Genomic DNA, 18,147 nt, shown 5'->3' with positions numbered 1-18,147 from the left:
TTGTATGGGCGGGTGTTTGCGGTGGTGCGGGGGTTGGTGTTTTTGGCTGCGGGTGGGACTTTTGAATAAGCCTCTACTTCTTCTCGAGATAAAACAACCAAGTTTGAGGCTTGGAAAGCTCAGTACGAGAGCGCTAAAAAATCCAAAAATAATGACGATTTCATAGCGCACCATACTCTTGTCTACAAGACAGAAATTCCTGTGTGGGCAGCACTAGAAATTTTGTCCTTTGGAACCCTAATTCACTTTTATCTTTTGATGAAGGTAGAAGACCAAAATGATGTGGCAAGAAAGTTCGGGGTTCGACAAGGCACCAAGTTTGGCTCCTGGCTACTTGCAATCATGGATTTAAGAAACGACTGCGCTCATGGCGCAAGAGTTTTCAATAAGAGCATGAAGAGAAATGTATCTGTTCCTCCAAACTCTTACTTCAAAATATATCTAAAGCATATAGATAAGACGCTCCCAGCCGACAAAGTTTACATGCCGTGTGTCTTACTTGCCCACATGCTTAGATGCCATGAATCTGGAACTAATTGGCACAACACGTTCAAAACACAGGTTAAAAAGCTACCCCAAATATATTTGAAAGAGCTATCTGAACCGCTTATTACTGCCGAACGTAACATGGGTTTTCCTGGCAACTGGCAAGAATTAGAAATCTGGAATAACTAATATTCCACAAAGGTGGAGGAGCTGAGCCACTAGAGATTGTGGGACATCTTAGAGAGCAAGCTCTCCGCCACCTGCTCCACACCCAGGCGGTACTGTGCAGAATCACGATCTGCACGACGCACATCCGTTAAATCAAGGACAGCCCTACTCTGTTCCTCTGGAATCTTAGAGTTAGCAATCCACAGAACCGGCACAACGTTCTTACTGTCTAACACAGACAAGTCACTTATTTGCTTTACCCAGCGAGGCGTCACCAAAGCCAAGCCAACATGAGGTAGCTGCTCGTCAGCGTCCGCCCCAAAGGTATCGGCCAGGCCTGTCGAATCATCATCAAAGATGAGCTCAACATTCAAACCAGATAGGCCCTCAACAGCATCAGCAACGTCTTCAGCAAAGCCACGAATATTCCCTGCTAACGCAGAGCCCCCATCAGCCGCAGCGAAACTAGCAACGACACGCAGGTCAACATCGCCAGTGTTCTTAGAGGGCTCAAGCTCTGCCCGTGGCTCAATCGCAGTTGCGCGCGCTCTGTTCATCAGCCCCTGCCACAAACTAGCGTCCCATAAGGCGGCCAAGGGAAGTGCCCATATGTTCTCACCTAAAGGCACAGGCTGAGCCACATTACAAACGACGAAACCCCGAGCTACCCTGTCACCATACAATTCTTGAAAGGCCTTTAGCCCCTTCAAGAATTCAGGTTTTACACGCGCAGAAGCTTTCACTTCCACAGCAATGAGAGAGCCCGCAGAATCACGCAAGACTACATCGACCTCAACGTCCTTGTTCTTAATCCGCTGTCGCCAATGGAATATCTCCACACTACGCTCAGCCCATCCAGCATGGGCGCGTACCTGCTGCATGACCAGCGTCTCGACCAGGCGCCCTCGTACATCTGCATCAACTAACTGTGCATCACTCGTACTCACCAAAGACCGGGCGGATAAAGCCACATCTGCGGGGAAAAACTTAGCTGAAGACCGCAGAGACCTCTTTGAAGCCCGGTGTAGGTTAGGAACCTCATAGATTAAGAAACGTTTTTCGAGAGCGTCGAGATAAGAATCAACTGTGCGGCGATCCATTGAGAGTTCTCTGCCCATTTCAGAGATATTTAGCTCTGAAGCAGGGTGCCTTAAAACATAAGCCAAAATCTCGTGTGCACGCACCTGATCAAACGACTCACCTGGCTTTACCCGCTGAGTTAAGATGCTTCTTATACCCTCGTCAATAGCCAGCCCTAAAGTAGAGGTCGCTGAATAACCAGCAAACCGACGATACTGGGGCATACCTCCTAGAACAATCGCATCAGATTCAATATCCAGAGGTTGTACTTGTTCCCCTGTAATCGGATGTGCATCAAATAGTGCATCTATCACAGACCACGGCTGCTGATGGGGAGAGCTGATTTCTGCCTCACTCAAAGGCTCTAATGATACTCGTAAAGCCCTGCGTGCCAGAGGGTCAGTGCCGCCAAAGCCGCTTTGCCCGATGCTTGAAGAACCGGTAAGAACCAGACGAATTGAGTCCTGGTTCTCATCGAGAACCTGTTTCACAGCAACCGGCAGCTCAGGGACCAGCTGAGCTTCGTCGATTGCGCAGGGCCACTCTAAACCACGGAGCCAACCCACTGTATCAGCCTCAACCACTGCTCGCAGACCGGTATCAGCCATGGAATAAACTGCCTTGAGGTACCCCTCATGAACTAGTTTATTCACCAAGCTTGTCTTCCCCACAGCGCGAGCGCCTTCGATAATTACGACAGGCGCAACAGAAAGTAAGTCAAGTATCTTGGGCTCAAGGAATCTGGTATAGAAGGTCATAGGTCAAATTGTACATTCGATGTACAAAATTTTGTACATCGAATGTACAAGTTGTTAAAAGTACGGTGCTTTCCTACCGCACCTCGTACCCAGCCGCGCGGATGGCGTCCTTCACTTCCCCAATGCTTACTTCGCCGAAGTGGAAAATTATAGCTGCACACTAGGCTTCCGCGCCGATCTCAATGACGGGCGGGAAGTACCAGGCCAAGGCAGTTCTCGACATGGCCCAGGACTACCAGCCCTCTTCCCAGAAATAGAGTAAAAACAGCAGTCAGAAAAGCTAAAAAGGTACTAAAGACCAGTAACAAAGCTACAACTCGTCGCTCACGCACCGAACATACGCGTGGCACAGATGGGCTAACAGACGCAAAGCGGAGTATCTATGCTTTCCAGGCAAAGTCTCTCCACAACAGCCTGCCCATCAAAGACCTTGAAAAAGCATTTAGCCGTCTAGCTACAGAGAAGCGCTAAAACCATGTAAGTTTTATTTTCGAAAGTTAGCTGGGAGAGGTAAGGCAAGCCAGGCTCACAGCGAAGCTGTTGGCTCGATGAAGTGAGCGAGTGTGAGCGCGCGAGCACACAAGAGCGAACGAAATCCGCCGTCAGACGGGGAGTGCCCCCCGTGATCCAGCTAGTTCATCAAGATTGTCTTCCCCACTGTACGAGCACCCTCTATAACCACGACAGGCACAACAGCAAGTAAATCAAGTTTTTTAGGATGAAGGAGTCTGGGATAGAACGCCATAGATCAAGTTGTACATATGCGCAAGATGCCAGCTGAGCAGTTTGTCGAGTTCATGCTCGATATAAACTGCTAGATGGGCTCTGTACGGTTTACTCGTAGTGGGTCCACATCTTTAGCACATGGATGGTGTGTTCCTCTTCGAACACGTCATACACAAGTCTGTGCTGAACGTTGATTCGTCTGGAATACAAGCCCGCCATGTCTCCAACGAGTTTTTCGTAGCGTGGAGGGTTCTGCCAAGGGTTTTCAGCAATTACCTCTAGCAGCTTCTGAGCCTTAGGTTGTAAGCCAGAACGTTTAAGTTTGAGTGCATCCTTTTGCGCTTGCTTGGAGTAAATCAGTTTCCAGCTCACCAAGGAAGCTCCGTGCTGCCTTCGCTCAGAGGCTCCTTGCGAGCCTGCTGGATACTTTCTCGGATTTCAGGGATAGAGCTGAGGTATAGAGTTTCTTGGATAGCCAGCCAATCATCTTCGCCAATTAACACAGCGTTACCTCGCTTTCCTGCAATGGTGACAGGGTGCGAGTCAGCGTTGACCTGGTCAACCAACTGGTAGAGATCGCTACGGGCATTAGTTACTGAAATCGTAGTCATACCCCAATAATACGGAATTACGTACGCCTCAGCAAGAGGGTATCTGCTTGGCTTTCACCACCATGATGGAGTTTTTCTATCAGCCAAAGGGTATTTATATTCTTAATAGACGCTAAACGGATGCAGGTTTTATTTTCGAAATTTGGCTGGCAGAGGTAAGGCAAACCAGGCTCACAGCGAAGCTGCTGGCGCGGGGCTGGCGTGAATCGCCTGTGAGCGCTAGCGAACCGGCGAGAGGGTCGGCAGCGAGCGTGAGCCTGGTGTGTCTTACTTGTCTTCCCCTACCGCACTTCGTACCCAGCCGCGCGGATGGCGTCCTTCACTTCTCCGATGCTTACTTCGCCGAAGTGGAAGATGGAAGCGGCCAGCACAGCGTCCGCCCCGGCCTCGATAGCGGGTGGGAAGTGCTCGGCGGCGCCCGCGCCGCCCGAAGCAATCAGGGGCACCGACACAACGGAGCGCACCGCACGAATCATGGGCAAATCAAAACCGGCCTTAGTGCCGTCGGCATCAATGGAGTTCAGCAGGATCTCCCCCACCCCACGCTCAGCGGCCTCCGCAGCCCACTCCAGCAGATCAAGGCCGGTGGAAGTACGCCCGCCGTGGGTGGTCACCTCATAGCCAGAAGGGGTGGCATCCGACTTCTTGGCATCGGCAGAGAGCACCAAAACCTGGGAGCCAAACCGCTCGGTAATCTCGTTGATCACCTCAGGGCGGGCAATCGCCGCAGTATTGATAGAGGCCTTATCGGCGCCGGTGCGCAGCAGGCGGTCAACGTCTTCAGCGGTGCGCACTCCCCCTCCCACGGTCAGCGGGATAAAGACCTGCTCGGCGGTGGAAGCGACCACATCAAAGGTGGTCTGCCGGTCAGAAGAAGAGGCGGTAACATCCAGGAAGGTCAGCTCATCGGCGCCCTCAGCGTTATAGCGTTTGGCCAGTTCTACCGGGTCACCGGCGTCGCGCAGGCCCTCAAATTTGACGCCCTTGACCACGCGGCCGGCGTCCACATCAAGACACGGAATAACACGAATGGCAACACCCACGGGTGCGCCCCCTTTCCTTGAGTTTAAAAAATTAAAGCGGCGGCGTCCACCCCAAGATAGACAGGGTGAGGACGCCGCCGAGAAACTTTACAGGCGGGCAGCCTGAATAGCGGTCACAAGAATACCGCGGCCACCAATCTCGTAGAGAGAGTCCATGACCTTATTAGCGGCCTTACGCTGCACCATGGAGCGCACAGCAACCCAACCATCACGGGAGAGCGGGGAGATAGTGGGGGCTTCCAGGCCGGGGGTGAGCTTAGTAGCGGCCTCAAGGTTAGCTTCTTCGACGTTGTAGTCAATCATCACGTACTGGCGGGCAATGAGCACACCTTGCAGGCGGCGCTGCAGACGCTCCAGCCCAGTGTGGTCTTCAACGCCGGGGCGCTTAATGAGCAGAGCCTCAGAGCGCATAATCGGCTCACCAAAGGGTTCTAGGCCAGCAGCGCGCATGGTGTTGCCGGTTTCGACCACATCGGCGATAGCGTCCGCAACACCCAGGCGAATCGAGGACTCAATCGCACCGTCTAGACGCACCACCGAGGCCTTGATACCGGAGCGTTCCAGGTAGTCAGTGAGCAGGCGCTTGTAGCTGGTGGCGATGCGCTTACCTTCTAGCTCAGCAGGGTCAGCGAAAGTACCAGCGGGCCCGGCTAGGCGGAAGGTGGAGCGGGCAAAGTCAAGGTTGAGGGCTTCTTCGGCGTGGGTGCCTGAGTCCATGAGCAGGTCGCGGCCGGTGATACCCACATCCAGGGTGCCTTCACCCACGTAGACGGCGATGTCACGGGGGCGCAGGTAGAAGAATTCGACCTCATTTTCTTGGTCGACGAGTACTAGTTCACGGGAGTCGCGGCGCTGGAGGTAGCCGGCTTCGGTGAGCATGGTTGAGGCAGCCTGAGAGAGCATACCTTTGTTGGGGACTGCAACACGCAGCATATGTTTTTCCTTTGCGGTGATGATGTTTTAGAGGTACTTGTAGATATCTTCGGGAGTCAGTCCCTTGGCGATCATCATGCACTGCAAATGGTAAATCAGTTGTGAAGCTTCTTCAGCGAATTCGGCGTCGGACTGGAATTCAGCGGCCATCCAGACCTCTGCGGCTTCTTCTACGATTTTCTTGCCGATAAAGTGCACGCCCTTGTCAAGCTCCGTCACGGTGCCCGAGCCCTCAGGGCGGGTTTCAGCCTTCTCGGTCAGTTCTGCGAATAGGGTTTCAAAGTTCTTCACAGTCTCTAGATTACCTCTCTTTGCGCCCCTGGCGGGGTTACCGCGCAGGGGCAGGTTTCACGTTCTAGCTCACAGGCCTAGAGTCCGCGCAGTGCCACCACTGTTTCGAGGGCGGCGGCCATGGCCTCGTAGCCCTTATCTTCAGTGGAGCCGGGCAGGCCAGCGCGGTCGATGCCTTGCTCTTCGGTGTCGCAGGTCAGCACGCCAAAACCGACGGGGGTTTTAGTGCTAATAGATACCTGGGTCAGGCCGCTGGTGGCGGCGTCACAGACATATTCAAAGTGTGGGGTGCCACCGCGAATGACCACGCCCAGGGCGACCAGGGCGTCGTATTTGTCGGCCAGGGTGGCTGCGGCGACGGGCAGTTCGAAGGTGCCGGGTACGCGCACGATGGTCGGTTCGATACCGGCGTCCGCTGCGGCGCGGCGGGCGCCATCAAGCAGGCCGTCCATGATTTGGGTGTGCCAGGACGCCGCAATCACGGCGACTTTCAGACCTGCAGTGTGGGTGGGGTTGAGTTGGGGGGCGGGTGCTCCTGCTCCGCTCATGGTGTTCTCCTTAGGGTTGGGTTCGGGGTGGGTACCAGCTAATTCAGAAATGACCACAAACTAGATGGGTTTTTCTGGCTCAGATGGTACCTAGTTGAGGATGTGGCGCATGCGGTCGCGTTTGGTAGCTAGGTAGCGCTCATTTTCGGGGCGGGGGGCGATCACATCAGGGACAAGACCGGTTACATGCACGCCTAATTCGGTGAGGGCTTCAGCTTTTGCCGGGTTGTTGGTCAGTAGGCGGATGCGGGTGAGCCCTGCCGCTTTTAAGATGGCGGACGCCTGGGTGTAGTCTCTGGCGTCGGCGGGGAAGCCTAGGTGTAGGTTAGCGTCGAGGGTGTCGTCCCCGGCATCTTGTAGGGCATAGGCGCGTAGCTTATTGACCAGGCCGATGCCGCGGCCCTCATGCCCGCGTAGGTAGAGCACGGACCCGCCGAGTTCTTGGACGGTGGCTAGGGCTTTTTCTAGTTGTGGGCCGCAGTCACAGCGGTAGGAGCCGAGTAGGTCACCGGTGGCGCATTCGGAGTGGATACGGACGAGGTGGTCCTGGTCTTGGTCCCTGGAGGTGGTGGGGTGCCCGTCCGCGCTGACGGCGGTAGCTAGCATGTGTTCGGTGCCATCGGCAAAGGAGTACCCAGAGACAGCGAATACACCGTAGGGGGTGGGAACTAGCACCGGCTCACTGCTAGCGGTGAGAATGTTTTTATCGTTCACTCTCATGCTCCTGCAGGTAGGCTACCAGGTCAGCGATGGATATCATGGGCAGCTTGTGTTCGGTGGCAAAGGCCCGTAGGGCGTCAAAGCGCATCATGGTGCCGTCGTCGTGGACGATTTCTGAGATTACGCCTACCCCTGAGAGGCCCGCTAGGGTGGTGAGTTCGACGGCGGCTTCGGTGTGGCCGGGGCGTTGGCGCGCTCCCCCGTCTACGGCCCGTAGGGGTAGCACGTGGCCGGGGCGGGTCAGGCACCTTGCGGTTGAGGTGGGGCTGGCAAGAACCTGGACGGTGCGGGCCCGGTCGGCGGCAGAGATGCCGGTGGTGACCCCTTCGCGGGCGTCGCAGGTGACGGTGTAGGCGGTGCCTTTGGCGTCCTCATTGACTGCGACCATGGGTGGTAGCCCCAGGGTGTCGGCTCGGGCGGCGCTCATGGGGGCGCAGATAACACCTGAGGTGTAGCGGATGGTGAAGCCCATGAGTTCGGCGGTAGCGTGTTCGGCGGCAAAGATAATATCGCCTTCGTTTTCGCGGTCTTCGTCATCCACCACAACCACTGCCCCGCCCTGGGCAATGTGGGCCACAGCCTGCTCGATGGAATCAAGGGCGGTGGTAGGCTGCTGCCAGGTGCCGGTGCCCCCGGCTGGGGTGGTACCTAGCCCGGCTGGTGAGCCTGAAACAGCCAGGATGCGCTGCACATACTTAGCCAGGGCATCAGTTTCGAGGTTGACGGTATCGCCTGCGGTTAGCTTACCGAGGGTGGTGGCTTCTAAGGTTGCAGGGATGAGGCCTACCTCGAACCAGTGGGTATCAGCGTGCGGGTGGGAGACAGCGGTAACGGTCAGTGATGCCCCTGAGACTGTGATAGAGCCCTTTTCGGTCAGGTGTGCTGCCATATCGTGGGGCACGCGTACGCGCACGGTACGCCAGGATTCGTGGTCTTCTACCTTTACCACGGTGCCTAGCCCGTCCACGTGCCCTTGGACCACGTGCCCATCAAAACGGCCACCGGCTGGCATGCAACGCTCTAGGTTCACGCGGTCCCCTGGTTTTAGCTGCCCCAGGTTGGTGCGGCCTAGGGTTTCACCCATCATGTCGGCGGCAAAATAGCCCGGTGCGAGTTCACGCGTGCGGGTGGCTGTCAGGCAGACCCCGTTGACGGCTAGGGAGCCGCCGTGTTCAAGGTCGTCAATGAGCGGGCCTGCTTTGATGGTCAGGACGGCTGATTCAGCCTGCCCTGAGCTATCCACCACAGGTTGAAGAGATTCTACGGTGCCAACGGCGGCAATGATTCCGGTAAACATGAGGTCCTTAGGTGAGATGGTGAGGCCGATAGACGCAGCCCCGCGTGTTGGCGTGGGGCTGGCACGAATCATGTCCAGCGCCCCGGCGCGAGACATGAGAGGGTCACACGCGGCTGCGTCTATCGGGCGCACCTTGTCGAGTTTCTATTCGTTTGCTGGCACAAGCCGGGTGCGGACGTCCGCCCCCAGGGTTTGCACTGCCGGGTGGTAGGTGAGGTGGTCAAGCTGCCAGCGCCCTGCCTGGCTCAGGCTGGAGATTCCCAGCTCCCCCAGGGCTGGTTTCCCTGCCCCGAGGAGTAGTGGGGCCCGGTACCAGTAGAGTTCATCGACCAGGTTAGCCCGTATTAGGGCGGTGATGAGGGTGGGCCCGCCTTCTACCATGAGGTGGCTAATACCCCTGGCGTGCAGGTCAGTGAGGGCCTCAGCTAGGTCGCGGGTGCGGTAGTGCAGGGCTTGCCCGGCCTGGACGGCCTGGCCCAGGTGGCTACCTGCGGGCAGGGGCCTTTCCCCGACCACCACACGCAGGGGCTGGTTTTCTGCTAGCTGCCCGGCATCCGTCCGCGCGGTGAGCTGGGGGTTATCAGCTTCTAGGGTGCCGGTACCAACCATGATGGCATCAGCCCGGGCGCGCAGGGTGTGCCCGTCGGCGCGGGCTTCAGCCCCGGTAATCCATTGACTGCTGCCATCGGCTGCAGCAATGTAGCCATCGAGGGAGCTAGCAATTTTTGCGGTGATGAAAGGGCGCCGCCCAGTTGCTGCTGCAAACCAGCGGGCGTTGAGGTCGTAGGCTTGGCTCTCTAGCAGACCCCCGCGCACGTCTATGCCCTGTGAGCGCAGGTAGGCTGCTCCCCCGGCGGCGTGTTCTGTGGTATCTGAGTAGGCGTAGATGACCTGGCCGATGCCTGCTTGGGCGATGGCTTGGGAGCAGGGGCCGGTGCGTCCGGTGTGGTTACAAGGTTCGAGGGTGACATACATGCGGGCCCCGCGCACATCGATGCCGGCTGCTTGAGCTTGTGCGAGGGCGTGGGCTTCGGCATGGGGTGTGCCTGCGCCTTGGTGCCAGCCGGTAGCCAGGTGCTGCCCGGCACTGTTGACGATAACTGCCCCGACGAGAGGGTTGGCTCCGCGCACCCCATGGCAGGCGGCTGTGAGAGCCAGGGCCATGGCTTGGGTGTCTGTGAGGGTTTGCATGGGTTAGCGGATGTCTACAGTGGGGTCGGGGAAGGCAGTTTCTACTTGGACCTTATGAGCTTCTTGGTTGCGGGTGCGCCACCAGATGAAGAATCCGGTGAGGGTGAAGGCCCCGTAGAAGAGGTACATGAAGGCGCTGGCGTAGTAGCCTGCTGACCAGAGCAGGGGTACACCGACGATGTCTACGGCCACCCAGACCAGCCAAAATTCGACCCAGCCTTTAGCCATACCGTAGGTGGCCAGCAGGGAGCCGGTGAAGATCCAGGCGTCTGACCATACGGGTTCGTAGGAGCCGAGGGCGCGAAAGATGGGGGTGAGTAGGCCGGTGCCTAGGAGCATGAAGAGGATCATGAAGATTCGTTCGCGTCCGCTAGCCCATTGGGGGATCACTGCTGCCTGACTGGTGGTGCTGTCTTTGCGGGTTTGGTTCCAGCGGTACCAGCCCCAGATGGAGACGGCGATGAACATGATCTGCCGCCCGGCTTGCCCTAGGAGGTTTGCGGTGCCGTAGGTGGAGCCGAAGAGGGTACCGAGGAAGACGGTGAGTAGAAGTAGGTTCCCGATGATGCCCATGGGCCAGGCCCAGACTTTGCGGCGCATACCGCCGAGGGCTGATAGTAGACCAAAAATGTTGCCAAGGACTTCGCGCACCAGTAGGGATTGGTTGTCACCAATCGCTATTTGAGCGTCGAAGAGCCACCGCAAGAATTCCATGAAAAAACTCCCAAAGCTAGTGGCTCCGGGAGAACAAATCGAGGGTGCCCAGCCGTGGCTTGGCCCGCGCGCGTTCAGAAGTGAGGACGCACGTGGGCCAGGCTGGCGGGTAGGGCAGGTGCCAGGTGGCACCGTACGGTTTGCTCGTGCTACCTTCCATCCAGACTGTACTGTCGGTACAGGAATTTCACCTGTCAGGTCCTTGGCTCTGGTGAGCTGAGGATTAGCGGACTATCACCGCCGGTTCGGATTTTCACCGGGTCCCGGAGCACGAAATTATTGATACAAAAATTATGGCATACCCAGGGCCGTCACCGCATGTTCCATCCACTGGGTGGAGTTTTTTCTAAAGTGTGTCAGCTCCTGCTCAACAAAAGGTAATACCTTGTCATAACCGACCGTAAAGCCTTTACCTGCCCCTGCTGGTAGTTGAGCTACTACTTTCAGGTCCTGCTGGGTGAGGGCTTGTAGGTTGCTTTCTTCTACTTCGTTAGGGGTGGCTGGCCAGGCGCCGATGATAATGCCCTGGGCTTTTATGCCGCGCTGGTACAGGTAGGACTGGGTGAGGGCGGTATGGTTGAGGGTTCCTAGCCCTGCCCTGGCGATGATAAAGGTGTGCGCCTGCGGGGGTAGAAGTTCTATCAAATCAGCCTGGTTTTGGCTGGCATAGCCTGCCCCTGTCTCTAGGGGTTCAGCCAGGTCTACGGTCACTCCCCCAGCACCCTCTACCAGCACATAGTCGTACTGGTCAGCTAGCTCTTCAACCTTTGCCCGGTGCTCTTGCAAAGGCGGTAAGGTTTTCCCTTCGCGTGCCGCTGCAGCAACCGGTGCCATGGGGTGGAGCATGCGGGCACCCTCATAGGGTGTGGCCCCTGAGAGTGCGGCAGCGTACTGCACATCACCTATCTCCTGGGGGCGCACCCCGGTTTGGGCGGGCTTATAGAGGGCAACCGTCTTACCTTGGTTGATGAGGGTAGCAGCCAGGGCCGCAGTTGCTACGGTCTTACCAACATCAGTATCAGTGCCAACAATATGGATAATTTTTCCGGCGCTCATTCTTATTTCCCTTCACCGGTGCCGATGCTCAGCTCGTAGGCTGAGCGGAAGGAGAGCAGGTCAATCCACTGCGGTTCACCCTCATGGTGCAAGGTGAGGCCCTTTTCTTGGGCCCACCGGCCCCACTCGTTGATCAGCCAGGTCGATTCAGATTCTGCCAGCAGGGCACCGAGGCAGCGGTGCAGCCCCCACCCGAAGGAGAGGGAGGTATCTGGCTTATCGGGGTGAGCGGGGCGTCCAGAGAGTTGGACCAGTATTTCTGAGTCGGCCGGGTAGGTGTGCTCCCCTACGGTTGTTTCTTCTGCGACCACGCGCCGCCAGGTGGGAACCGAGGACTGGGTTTCAAGGACGCGGCGCACCAGCAGGTTAGCCTCTTCGGCATCTGCGCATTGGGTGAGGGTGATGTCTTTTTGCCCGGTCAGTGCGTAGTACATGATGCTGTTGATGAGCAAGGTGGTGGTAAATTGCCCGGCAACGGTTAGGAAGAAGGCCAGGGAAACTACCTCGGCCTCACTTTTTCCTAGGTCAAAGAGCTTGCCGTAGAGGGAGCTGGTGTCGCCCTGGCAGTGGGTGACCATCTGGCGGAGGGTGCGGTGGAGTTGTCCGACGCTGTGGGCTAGTTCTTTTTGGCGCTCGCTATCAGGCCAGCCCCAGAAGAGTTCGAGGGCATCTAGCGAGTGCACCCATAGGGTCTGGTCATCGAGGTTGATGCTGTGGCGTACTTCGGGTTTAACGCCGGTGAGTTCCCACATGAGCATGGTGGGCACCTGGTGGGAGAGTTCGTGAAAGGCGCGGGTGATCTGTTGGGGCTCTGTGCTGGTGGTAGCAAGGCGGCGGGCGACGGCGCAGCGTACTGCCCCTTCTTGTGCCCGCACGCGCGCCGGTGAGAAGAAGGAGGCTACGGTAGAGCGCACCTGCCGGTGGGCGCTGCCACTGGCGCTGGCCAGAACGGGTGGTAGCTCAAACTTGTAGCTCAACAAGATACGTAAGGACGCTGGGCTCAGGTCTACTGCTGCGGTCAGGGCGTTGGCGGGGATGAAGGTATCTGGTGCCCCTAGAATTTCTTTGACGTCTTCGGGGTCAGAGACCAGGGTGAGGGGTGTGCTGGCCTGGGTGAGACCGTAGTCGTCTTTGAGCTGGTGGAAGGGGCAGGTAGGTTGTGTTGTCATTGCGTATTTTCCTTACAGGGTGGTGGTTTCTAAAAGCTCGGTCACAAGGGCGAGAGCCTTGTTCAGAGTGGTCTGTTCTGTATCAGCGCAGGCGGTAAAGCGTAGGCGGCTGATGCCATCGGGTACTGCCGGTGGGCGGAAGCACCCTACCGATACTCCGGCAGCGGCGAGTTGGCCAGCTAGTTTTGCTGCCTGCTGTGAGCCTGCGGTGAGGGGTAGAGATTGCACGGCCCCGCTGCTTTGTTGCAGGTTCAAGGCGGAGCTAATCTTGTGGGCCTTGGTGAAAAGCTGGTGGGTCAGGTCGGTGCCTTCAGCCTGGATAATGCGGGCAGCCTGGTAGGCTGCGGCGGCGTTGGCTGGGGCTAGGGCTGTGTCGAAGATGAAGGTTCGGGCGGTATTGACGAAGTAGTCCCGGAACTCGGTGGGCCCCAGTAGCACCCCGCCCATAGAGCCTAGAGCCTTGCCTAAAGAGCTGGTAATCAGCAGGTTATTGGCCCCGGAGATTCCTTCCTGGCGGCAGATACCTGCACCTGCCCCTAGAACACCGAGGGAATGGGACTCATCAACTACCAGCACAGCCCGGTATTCGGTGGCTAGGGCTAGTAGCTCCCTCACCGGGGCGCTATCACCGAGAACAGAGAAAATGCCCTCAGTCACAATGATGCTGGGCTTTTCGCCCTGTTCTTCTAAGAGGTTGCGCAGGTGCACCAGCTTATTGTGCTCAAAGAAGGTCACTGAGGCTGCCGAGAGCCGGGCCCCATCGTGTAAGGAGGCGTGCACATGCTCGTCCATGAGCAGGCTGGTTCCGGGGCGGCCAAGGGCTGCTAAGACAGCTAAGTTGGCGGTGTAACCGGCAGAGAAAACTAGCCCGCTTTCTGTTCCGGTAAGCTGCGCCAGGGCGTCCTCTGCTTGCTGGTGGGCGGTGGTTGTGCCTGTGACGACGCGGGAGGCGCGGGCTGAGGTTCCCCACGTGCCCAGGGCGCAGTGGGCAGCTTCAATGACCCGGGGGTCTTTGGATAATCCCAGGTAGTCGTTGGAGGCCAAATCGCACCAGAGAGGGCCAGTAGGGTGAGCAGTACGTTCTATGCCCCTGCGCGAGCGCACCCGGGCTGCCTGGGTGAGGAGGGGGCTCAGGGCGTGAGGCTGGTTCATTGTGGGTAGACCTCCTTGATGGCTTCTACCAGCCCGCCGGTGAGGTGCGCGAGTTCTTCTGTGGTGCTGATGTAGGTGGGCATGGTGTAGACCAGGTTGCGGAAGGGCCTGACCCAGACTCCGCGTTCGAGGGCAGCTTGGATGATTGCTCCTGTCTTGACTGGTTTTTTGAGTTCGATGACGCCGATGCCCCCGAGGGTGCGTACATCGTGGACGGGTTCGAGTTGGCGGGCTGGTTCTAGGCCGGTGGCTAGGGCTTGGGAGAGCCTGGGGACGTTTGTTTCCCAGTGGCTTTCGGTGGGTACGGCTGCGGTGAGTAGGTCGAGGGAGGCTGATGAGACGGCGCTTGCTAGGGGGTTGCCCATGAAGGTGGGCCCGTGCATGAGGGCCTTGTAGCTGGAGGTGCTAATGACGTGGGCGACATCGGTGTGGACGATCACGGCGCCTTGGGTCATGTAGCCGCCGGTCATGGCTTTACCGACGGTCATCACGTGGGGGGTGACGTTGGCCCAGTTGGCGGCGAAGAGTTTGCCGGTGCGTCCGAAGCCGGTTGCGATTTCGTCGAAGATGAGCAGAAGTTGGTGTTCTTCGGCCCAGGTTTTGAGGCGGGTGAGGCATTGGGGGTGGTAGAAGTGCATGCCTCCGGCTCCTTGGACGATGGGTTCGACGATGATGGCGGCGCACTTGTGGGCTTGGGTGGCGATGTATTCTTCGGCGGCTTGGTCCCAGGCGGTTTGTTGGGTTTGGTCTACGGACCAGGTGTCGGTGGTGGGGTTGTAGGTGGCTGCTGGGGGTTTGGGCAGGAAGTATTGGCTTTGGACGATGTGGGTGAAGTCTTGGTGCATGCTCCCTTGGGGGTCGGAGACTCCCATGGCTCCGATGGTGTCGCCGTGGTAGCCGCCGCGTAGGGCGATGAAGCGGCCTTTGTGGGGGCGTCCTAGGGCGTTTTGGTATTGGATGGCTAGTTTGAGGGCTACTTCGACTGAGACGGAGCCGGAGTCTGCTAGGAAGATGTGGTCTAGCCCTGCGGGGGTGAGGTCGCGTAGTTTTTCGGCTAGGGTGATGGCTGGTTGGTGGGTTAGCCCGCCGAACATGACGTGGGAGAATCGTTGGATTTGTTGGGTGAGGGCCTTGTCTAAGTGGGGGTTGGTGTAGCCGTGTACTTGGCACCACCAGGAGCTCATGGCATCTAGCCCCTGGTAGGTTTTGCCGTGTTCGTCTTGGAGGGTGAGGGTGCTGCGGTGGGCGGCGGTGACGGCGTAGAGGGGGCGGGTGTTGAGGGGGGCGTAGGGGTGCCAGAGGAGGTTTCTGTCGCGGGTTACTAGGTTTTGACCTGGAAGAATATCATTTTTGAACACTGTTCAAATATTGCATACTTTGAGCCACTTTTGCCACATCTGAGAATTTCAGCACCTCATGGGCGAGTCATTTTCTGACACAAACCAGACAAGAGACCCCATAGCCCACCAGAGAAGAAGCACGCACGCTAAAGTCGAACAGGGGTTAGAGTCAGCCCAACCCACAGGCTGGGCCCCTCATAACCAGCTATCATCACCGACCAAACGCACCCGAGGTACCCATGCCCACCCACCGGCCCCCAACAGCCACACCCACCCCAGAGCACCAGCTCACCCAAGAACTCGACCAGATGCCCCTCACCGGCAAACACGCCAAACTCCTCGGCATCACCGGAATCGGCTGGTCACTCGATGCCATGGACGTTGGCCTGCTCTCCTTCGTCATCGCCGCACTGGGCGTCCACTGGCAGCTCTCCAACCAGGACGCCTCCCTCCTCGCCTCCATCGGCTTCATCGGCATGGCCATCGGGGCAACCGTCGGCGGCAAACTCTCAGACACCTTTGGCCGCCGCCACATCTTCGCCATCACCCTACTCATCTACGGTGTAGCCACCGGCCTCTCAGCCCTGGCCACCACCTTCACAGCCCTCCTGGCTCTGCGCTTCCTCATCGGCCTAGGCCTGGGTGCTGAACTGCCCGTAGCCTCAACCTACATCGCAGAATTCTCACCCCGGCGCGTGCGCGGGCGCATGGTCGTTCTCCTAGAAGCCTTCTGGGCCATCGGCTGGATCCTGGCAGCACTCATCGGAACCTACATTGTGCGCGACTCAGAAAACGGCTGGCGCTGGGCCCTTGCCATCGGTTGCATCCCCGCCCTCTACGCCCTGGTCGTGCGCCTGGGCCTACCAGAATCAGTGCGCTACCTCATCAGCAAAAACCGCACCGCAGAAGCCCAAGAAGTCATCAACTCTTTCGCAGCCTCTAAGCCCCTAGCCCTGAAAGAAAAAACTCGCCCCCAGCCTGCAAACCCACCGGCAACCACCGGCCAGCTGACGGCAGAAGCAAAGGCCACTTCCCTCTGGTCACCGGCCCTACGCCGCCGCACCGCCGCCTTCTGGGCCATCTGGTTCTGCATCAACCTCTCCTACTACGGTGCCTTCATCTGGATCCCCTCCCTGCTCGTCCAGCAGGGCTTTAGCCTCATCACCTCCTTCACCTTCACCCTAATCATGACCTGCGCCCAGCTACCTGGCTACGCAGCCAGCGCCTGGCTGATTGAACGATGGGGCCGACGCAGCACCCTAGCTATCTTCCTCACCGGCTCCGCCCTAGCCGCAGCCCTCTACGGGGCCTCCCATGAAACCACCATGCTCATTATCAGTGGCTGCCTACTCTCCTTCTTCAACCTGGGTGCCTGGGGTGCCCTCTACGCGGTAGGCCCCGAACTCTACCCCGTGCACCTGCGCGGCTCAGGCACAGGCTCCGCAGCCGGTTTTGGCCGCCTAGCCTCCATCATCGCCCCGCTGCTGGTGCCCTTCCTCATGCCCCACATCGGCATCCCCGGCCTCTTTGGAGTCTTCGCCGCAGCCTTCATCACCGCCGCAGCAGCCACCCTGCTCCTACCTGAAACCCGCGGCAGAGAGCTCACCTAAAAGAGCCACCAGCCCAACAAGAGCAGAAAAGCAAACAGGGGTTCCACCCAAAGTCGCTAGACTAGGGTGGAACCCCTATTAATACCCCTGGCATCACACTGCCCTGGCACCACGAAAGAACGCTATGACCGAGCTAAAACCCGCCAACATTCAAAAACGTGACACCACCTTCAAACAGGAACACGGCGCCGTAGCCCACCTCGTCAAACGCAAGCCCCAGCAGGCTGTCACCCGCGCTGTCAAAGGCGCCCAGAAACTCCTAGAAGAAGGCCAGAGCAAACAAGCTCTGAACGTACTCACCCTCACCAAGCCCGTCCTGGTGGCAGGTTCAGAGGACGCAACCCTCTACTACACTATGCTGGCAACCATCCACCGTTCCATGGGTAACGAGCAGGCAGCAGAACGAGCCCAAGAGCAGCTCACCGAAGGCTAACTACAGCTAGCTCTACGGCTAACTACGGCCAGTAAGTCGCTGAAGCAACTCCTTCACAAAAGCCTCATTATCAGCATCCCCTGCAGCGGCATAGTGCTCAGCAGAACGCACCAAATAGCCCTGCGCGGCGTCCGCGTCCCCTTCCTGGGCTGTCACCAAGGCCAGAAGCTGGTAAGTCTCACCCAAGAAAGCATGATCCTCAAGCTCCTGGGCCAGATCAAGGGCCTCCGTCAGGAGCGGGCGGGCAGCGTCCGTATCACCGGTAGCCAGCAGCCCCTGAGCCTGAGCATTACGCACATGCATCAGCTGAACCTTATGCCCACCGGACGCATACAGCTCATAGGCCTGGGCAAGGTAGGTTTGGGCCGCAGCCTCATCTGGGGCCTGCCGGGCAAGACCTGCCAGAGCCACCAGGTTATGAGCCTGCCCCTCAGCATTGCCTTGGGCCTCATAGCCGCGCAAACCCCGATCATACCAGGTTTTAGAGCGCTCAAAGTCGCCGAGCTCAGCGTGAAGAGAACCCACCTCAGTCGCAAAATCTGGTAGCTGCTCAGCATCAGGCTTAGCATCAGCTAGCAGGGCATGGGCACGGAGCACATCTTCCAAGGCAGGGCCAGCATGGCCCATATCCCGCTTGACCTCACTGAGAATTTTCAGGGCCAAAATCTGCCCAAAAATCTCCTGGGCACTCTCAAAACCGCCCGCAGCAGTTTCAAGGGCAGGTAAGGCATCAGCAAGCTGCCCGGCAGCAATCAGTTCCTGGGCGCGAGCAAGTTCACGGTCGGCCTCTTCAAGGGGTGTAAGTTTCTCAGTCATATCTT

18 protein-coding genes, 1 pseudogene and 1 riboswitch are annotated in these 18,147 nt (G+C 58.0%); of the genes and pseudogenes, 3 read left to right on the top strand and 16 right to left on the bottom strand.

Translation table 11 applies throughout. The annotated features are described in order from the left end of the window. Positions 1 to 96 precede the first annotated feature (96 nt). Positions 97 to 675: pseudogene (locus ACED87_RS03770) on the top strand (Abi family protein); the annotation flags it as partial. A 29-nt stretch (positions 676 to 704) separates the two neighbouring features. Here ACED87_RS03770 and ACED87_RS03765 read toward each other — a convergent pair. The 15 genes from ACED87_RS03765 to bioA form a co-directional block, all read right to left on the bottom strand. Continuing rightward, a complete protein-coding gene (locus ACED87_RS03765; protein WP_449082842.1) occupies positions 705 to 2,492 on the bottom strand; it encodes an ATP-binding protein in 1,788 nt (595 codons plus the stop codon). A gap of 834 nt (positions 2,493 to 3,326) precedes the next feature. Then, a complete protein-coding gene (locus tag ACED87_RS03760) occupies positions 3,327 to 3,590 on the bottom strand; it encodes a Txe/YoeB family addiction module toxin (RefSeq protein WP_449082840.1) in 264 nt (87 codons plus the stop codon). Next, a complete protein-coding gene (locus ACED87_RS03755; protein WP_449082838.1) occupies positions 3,587 to 3,829 on the bottom strand; it encodes a type II toxin-antitoxin system Phd/YefM family antitoxin in 243 nt (80 codons plus the stop codon). Before ACED87_RS03755 ends, ACED87_RS03760 begins: the two co-directional genes overlap by 4 nt. 281 nt (positions 3,830 to 4,110) lie before the next feature. Further along, positions 4,111 to 4,872 carry an imidazole glycerol phosphate synthase subunit HisF gene (hisF, locus tag ACED87_RS03750; protein ID WP_449082836.1) on the bottom strand — a complete coding sequence of 254 codons (762 nt, stop codon included), beginning with the start codon at positions 4,870 to 4,872 and terminating at the stop codon, positions 4,111 to 4,113. An 87-nt stretch (positions 4,873 to 4,959) separates the two neighbouring features. Continuing rightward, positions 4,960 to 5,805 carry an ATP phosphoribosyltransferase gene (gene hisG / locus ACED87_RS03745; protein ID WP_449082834.1) on the bottom strand — a complete coding sequence of 282 codons (846 nt, stop codon included), beginning with the start codon at positions 5,803 to 5,805 and terminating at the stop codon, positions 4,960 to 4,962. A gap of 27 nt (positions 5,806 to 5,832) precedes the next feature. Continuing rightward, entirely contained in the window at positions 5,833 to 6,096 is a 264-nt protein-coding gene (locus ACED87_RS03740; protein WP_449082832.1) for a phosphoribosyl-ATP diphosphatase, read from the bottom strand. A gap of 77 nt (positions 6,097 to 6,173) precedes the next feature. Further along, positions 6,174 to 6,644 carry a 6,7-dimethyl-8-ribityllumazine synthase gene (gene ribH / locus ACED87_RS03735; RefSeq protein WP_449082830.1) on the bottom strand — a complete coding sequence of 157 codons (471 nt, stop codon included), beginning with the start codon at positions 6,642 to 6,644 and terminating at the stop codon, positions 6,174 to 6,176. 90 nt (positions 6,645 to 6,734) lie between these two features. Continuing rightward, a complete protein-coding gene (locus tag ACED87_RS03730) occupies positions 6,735 to 7,358 on the bottom strand; it encodes a GTP cyclohydrolase II (RefSeq protein WP_449082829.1) in 624 nt (207 codons plus the stop codon). After that, entirely contained in the window at positions 7,348 to 8,661 is a 1,314-nt protein-coding gene (gene ribB / locus ACED87_RS03725; protein WP_449082857.1) for a 3,4-dihydroxy-2-butanone-4-phosphate synthase, read from the bottom strand. The genes ACED87_RS03730 and ribB overlap by 11 nt, the downstream gene beginning before the upstream one ends. Positions 8,662 to 8,805: 144 nt before the next feature. Further along, the gene (ribD, locus tag ACED87_RS03720) at positions 8,806 to 9,852 is read right to left on the bottom strand and encodes a bifunctional diaminohydroxyphosphoribosylaminopyrimidine deaminase/5-amino-6-(5-phosphoribosylamino)uracil reductase RibD (protein WP_449082827.1); all 1,047 of its coding nucleotides are present in this window, start codon (positions 9,850 to 9,852) and stop codon (positions 8,806 to 8,808) included. Between the two features lie 3 nt (positions 9,853 to 9,855). Beyond that, complete coding sequence (gene pnuC / locus ACED87_RS03715) at positions 9,856 to 10,566, bottom strand: nicotinamide riboside transporter PnuC (RefSeq protein WP_449082825.1); 711 nt, start codon at positions 10,564 to 10,566, stop codon at positions 9,856 to 9,858. Between the two features lie 143 nt (positions 10,567 to 10,709). Then, a riboswitch (FMN riboswitch) is annotated at positions 10,710 to 10,841 on the bottom strand. Positions 10,842 to 10,857: 16 nt separating this feature from the next. Beyond that, the gene (gene bioD, locus ACED87_RS03710) at positions 10,858 to 11,622 is read right to left on the bottom strand and encodes a dethiobiotin synthase (RefSeq protein ID WP_449082823.1); all 765 of its coding nucleotides are present in this window, start codon (positions 11,620 to 11,622) and stop codon (positions 10,858 to 10,860) included. Positions 11,623 to 11,624: 2 nt separating this feature from the next. After that, complete coding sequence (locus ACED87_RS03705; protein WP_449082821.1) at positions 11,625 to 12,791, bottom strand: cytochrome P450; 1,167 nt, start codon at positions 12,789 to 12,791, stop codon at positions 11,625 to 11,627. Between the two features lie 12 nt (positions 12,792 to 12,803). Further along, the gene (locus ACED87_RS03700) at positions 12,804 to 13,943 is read right to left on the bottom strand and encodes an aminotransferase class I/II-fold pyridoxal phosphate-dependent enzyme (protein ID WP_449082819.1); all 1,140 of its coding nucleotides are present in this window, start codon (positions 13,941 to 13,943) and stop codon (positions 12,804 to 12,806) included. Continuing rightward, positions 13,940 to 15,301, bottom strand: a complete 1,362-nt coding sequence (gene bioA, locus ACED87_RS03695) for an adenosylmethionine--8-amino-7-oxononanoate transaminase (protein WP_449082818.1) — start codon at positions 15,299 to 15,301, stop codon at positions 13,940 to 13,942. The genes ACED87_RS03700 and bioA overlap by 4 nt, the downstream gene beginning before the upstream one ends. A 221-nt stretch (positions 15,302 to 15,522) precedes the next feature. Between bioA and ACED87_RS03690 the strand changes: the two genes are divergently transcribed. Together ACED87_RS03690 and ACED87_RS03685 are read left to right on the top strand one after the other, a co-directional pair. Then, positions 15,523 to 16,893 (top strand): MFS transporter, encoded by a 1,371-nt coding sequence (locus ACED87_RS03690; RefSeq protein WP_449082816.1) that lies wholly within the window; start codon positions 15,523 to 15,525, stop codon positions 16,891 to 16,893. Positions 16,894 to 17,017: 124 nt separating this feature from the next. Next, complete coding sequence (locus ACED87_RS03685) at positions 17,018 to 17,326, top strand: hypothetical protein (protein ID WP_449082814.1); 309 nt, start codon at positions 17,018 to 17,020, stop codon at positions 17,324 to 17,326. Positions 17,327 to 17,344: 18 nt separating this feature from the next. Here ACED87_RS03685 and ACED87_RS03680 read toward each other — a convergent pair whose 3' ends face one another. Next, a complete protein-coding gene (locus ACED87_RS03680) occupies positions 17,345 to 18,142 on the bottom strand; it encodes a hypothetical protein (RefSeq protein WP_449082812.1) in 798 nt (265 codons plus the stop codon). Positions 18,143 to 18,147: the final 5 nt, after the last annotated feature.

The sequence above is a fragment of the Rothia sp. 32237D007AR genome (genome assembly GCF_053544675.1).
Note: the sequence above shows the minus strand (reverse complement) of the source record. Positions and strands in the feature narration are given on the sequence as shown.

What these genes read in the sequence shown, in the direction of transcription:
- ribB (WP_449082857.1), bottom strand. Translation starts at nt 8,661, where the DNA reads ATGTTTACCGGAATCATTGCCGCCGTTGGCACCGTAGAATCTCTTCAA.
- ribH (WP_449082830.1), bottom strand. Translation starts at nt 6,644, where the DNA reads ATGAGCGGAGCAGGAGCACCCGCCCCCCAACTCAACCCCACCCACACT.
- ACED87_RS03755 (WP_449082838.1), bottom strand. Translation starts at nt 3,829, where the DNA reads ATGACTACGATTTCAGTAACTAATGCCCGTAGCGATCTCTACCAGTTG.
- bioD (WP_449082823.1), bottom strand. Translation starts at nt 11,622, where the DNA reads ATGAGCGCCGGAAAAATTATCCATATTGTTGGCACTGATACTGATGTT.
- ACED87_RS03765 (WP_449082842.1), bottom strand. Translation starts at nt 2,492, where the DNA reads ATGACCTTCTATACCAGATTCCTTGAGCCCAAGATACTTGACTTACTT.
- ribD (WP_449082827.1), bottom strand. Translation starts at nt 9,852, where the DNA reads ATGCAAACCCTCACAGACACCCAAGCCATGGCCCTGGCTCTCACAGCC.
- ACED87_RS03685 (WP_449082814.1), top strand. Translation starts at nt 17,018, where the DNA reads ATGACCGAGCTAAAACCCGCCAACATTCAAAAACGTGACACCACCTTC.
- ACED87_RS03700 (WP_449082819.1), bottom strand. Translation starts at nt 13,943, where the DNA reads ATGAACCAGCCTCACGCCCTGAGCCCCCTCCTCACCCAGGCAGCCCGG.
- ACED87_RS03680 (WP_449082812.1), bottom strand. Translation starts at nt 18,142, where the DNA reads ATGACTGAGAAACTTACACCCCTTGAAGAGGCCGACCGTGAACTTGCT.
- pnuC (WP_449082825.1), bottom strand. Translation starts at nt 10,566, where the DNA reads ATGGAATTCTTGCGGTGGCTCTTCGACGCTCAAATAGCGATTGGTGAC.
- hisG (WP_449082834.1), bottom strand. Translation starts at nt 5,805, where the DNA reads ATGCTGCGTGTTGCAGTCCCCAACAAAGGTATGCTCTCTCAGGCTGCC.
- ACED87_RS03690 (WP_449082816.1), top strand. Translation starts at nt 15,523, where the DNA reads ATGCCCACCCACCGGCCCCCAACAGCCACACCCACCCCAGAGCACCAG.
- ACED87_RS03705 (WP_449082821.1), bottom strand. Translation starts at nt 12,791, where the DNA reads ATGACAACACAACCTACCTGCCCCTTCCACCAGCTCAAAGACGACTAC.